The 2,554-nt window shown below is 67.6% G+C and carries 1 protein-coding gene and 1 pseudogene; both read right to left on the bottom strand.

What is annotated here, in order from left to right:
• Nucleotides 1-1,260: pseudogene (locus tag DD1DGNOD_RS26930) on the bottom strand (phage resistance protein); the annotation flags it as partial.
• Nucleotides 1,257-2,554, bottom strand: a 1,298-nt coding sequence (gene pglX / locus DD1DGNOD_RS12110; RefSeq protein ID WP_131770148.1) for a BREX-2 system adenine-specific DNA-methyltransferase PglX, incomplete at its 5' end; no start/stop codon positions are given. The pseudogene DD1DGNOD_RS26930 and the gene pglX, both read right to left, overlap by 4 nt.

The raw sequence follows: 2,554 nt of genomic DNA, 5'->3' as shown, positions 1-2,554 counted from the left end.
GCGTTCCCGCTGCAGCGCGCCGGAGAGCGCGACCAGCGTCTCCACGAACGCCGGGCTGAACGGGTACGTCAACCGGAACGCCTGCCGGTCGGCGTGCGCGGTCATGAGCGCGGACCGGATGTCCTGACGCACCTGGTCCATCGCGGTGAACGCGGTGTCGATCTGCGCGCGGGCCTCGGCGCTCCTGGGCTTCAGCAGCCGCTTCGAGGCGATGACCGGCAGGTTGTTGTCGGACAGCTTGACCGAACCGAACCGGCCTTCCCACCACTTGAGGCTGTCCGCGAACGCCAGATGATCGGTGCCGGGCAGGTTGGTGCCGACGAGTTCGCGCAGGTCGCGCTGCCGGGCGACGAAGCTGACGATCGGCACCGGCCGGTCCGCGTTGGCCGACTCGACGAGTTTGGCCACCTTGGGCGCCTCGTTCGCGACCCACGCGTGGTCGGCCATCTTCGTCGCGAACCACAGGATCAGCTCGTCGAGGAACAATACGAGCGCGTCGTAGCCGAGGCTCGCCGCGTGCTGACTGATCGCGGCCAGCCCGTCGTCGATGTTCACATAACCGGTACCGGCGCTACGGGCGAGGTCGGCGAACCCGCTCAGAGCCTCCCGCAACGTGCTGACCAGGTCGTCCCGCTCGGATGTCCCCGGCCCTGCGGCAAGGGCCACCTCGAACTTCGGCGCGTCCCACGCGTGCTGCAGGTCACCCCATCCCTTATCGCCCTTTCCGAGCAGCCCGAAGAACGCATCGTCGCCGAGCTTGGCGCGCAGCGCGATCGCGGTATTGATGAGCGGTGTATCGATGAGGACGTCCGGCAGGGGCGCGTCAGGATGCAGCTTCTGGACGTGGGCGACGTAGCCGCCGAGGACGGCCTCCTCCAGCGTCTGCCGGCCGACGAGGTGGTACGGCACGAGGAGGAACCGCTTGCCGATCACGTCGCCGTCGAACTTGCCGACCGCCGGGGCGAGCTCACCTATCCCGCGGGCACCGGGATGGTTCGCCAGCAGCGCGCTCAGCACCGCCATGAAATGGCTCTTGCCGGACCCGAACGAGCCGTCGAGATAGGCGGCCTTACTGCTGCGGTCGGTCAGGGCGCCCTTGATGATCCCAAGCGCTTCACCGAACCGGATGGCAAGCTCGGGCGTGACGATGTAATCGCGCAGGGTGCGCTCTATGTGGGTGACGCCCTGGGCCAGATCGAGGACGAAGTCCCCGGAGTGCACGGTCTCGGGGACGTCGATGAGTTCGGAGATCAGGGTCATATCTGCGCCGGCTTCGTCGTCTTCTTCTTCGTCCGGGCCGGCAGGCGCCAGCCGGTGAGGTCATCGCGGGCAAGGCCCAACTGGAGCAACTGCTCGTCGAGAAAGCCGGTGTATGCATCGGCAGGCCGGACGCCGAACTCGGGATCGATATCCGGATGCCACTGCGCGACCCAGGGCAGAAGTTCGCCCAGCCCCGCCAGCAGCGGGGTGAGTTTACCTGCCTCCCAGGCGTCGAACTCACGCCGCTCGGTCACGTACGTGGTGAGCGCCTGCGCCTGCTGCAAATGGTCCCACCCGGCCCAGCCGAGCAGCAGCGTGCCGTCCCGGGAGGCGTCCGGGTAGGAGATGAACCGCTCCTTGGGCACGTCCAGCTTGCCGCGGTTACGCCAGAACGCCGTGTCCCGGAAGTCGCCCTGCTTGTACTTCGGCGGCACGTCGATCTCGCCGACCTTCTCCCCCGCGTCCTCTCTGCGCTGCAGATCCCAGGTACGTTTCCACTGTTTGCGGACGCGCAGCCCCGAATCTGTGTAGCGCCAGGCGGCGAGGAACGGCACATGCTGATCCTTGACCAGCGCCGCCACCACGTCGCCGAGATCGACATCCCGGGAATAGAGGCCCGCCACCGACACGAAGTCGGCGTCCGACCGCAGCTCGTCGGCGAGCTGAGCGACGGTACGCAACGTCGGAGCCGGGCGATGCCACAGTGCGTGCCCTTCGATCCGGTCGAGCAGCCAGTCCCGAAGCGCGTCGGCCTCCATGTCCTCCCACGACCGGGCGGCCCAGCGCCGCTTGCACTCCGGCCGCTCGATCAGGTGCAGGTACGAATCATCGGCGATCTTCGCGAGCCGCCGCTCGACCAGCGCCCGGTAGTCCGCGGGCCAGTGCTCAGGCAGTTCGGTGATCGGCGTGGATCCGTGCCGCGTGAACCACTCGGTCTCCTCTTCACCAGCCGCCGCCTTCCGCGCCAGCGCGATCTCGAACGCGCGCTCCCCGAGCGCCAGCGGCGGCTTTGTGACGCCCTGTCCGATCAGTTCATCGGCATCGTCCCCGAGCAACCCGTAGAGGTCGTAGACCTCCCAGTCCAGCTCCTCCTGCACTGAGATCATCTCGCCCCGGATCCGCTTCCACTCTCCTCGGGCTCGGTCCAACGCATCCCGCGTGGACACGCTTTCTCGGGCCACTGCGGATGGTGCCACCCGCTGCATTTCCTGCGCCAACCCGTCCAACCGCGTGGCGAGCCCGAGCGATGCGCCGTCCGGCAATGGGAAATCGGAAATCTTTGACGCATTGAAGG

Source organism: Candidatus Protofrankia californiensis, from assembly GCF_900634765.1.
GTDB classification, from domain to species: Bacteria; Actinomycetota; Actinomycetes; order Frankiales; family Frankiaceae; genus Protofrankia; species Protofrankia californiensis.
The sequence above is the reverse complement of the archived record's forward strand: the minus strand, read 5'-3'. Positions and strand labels throughout refer to the sequence as shown.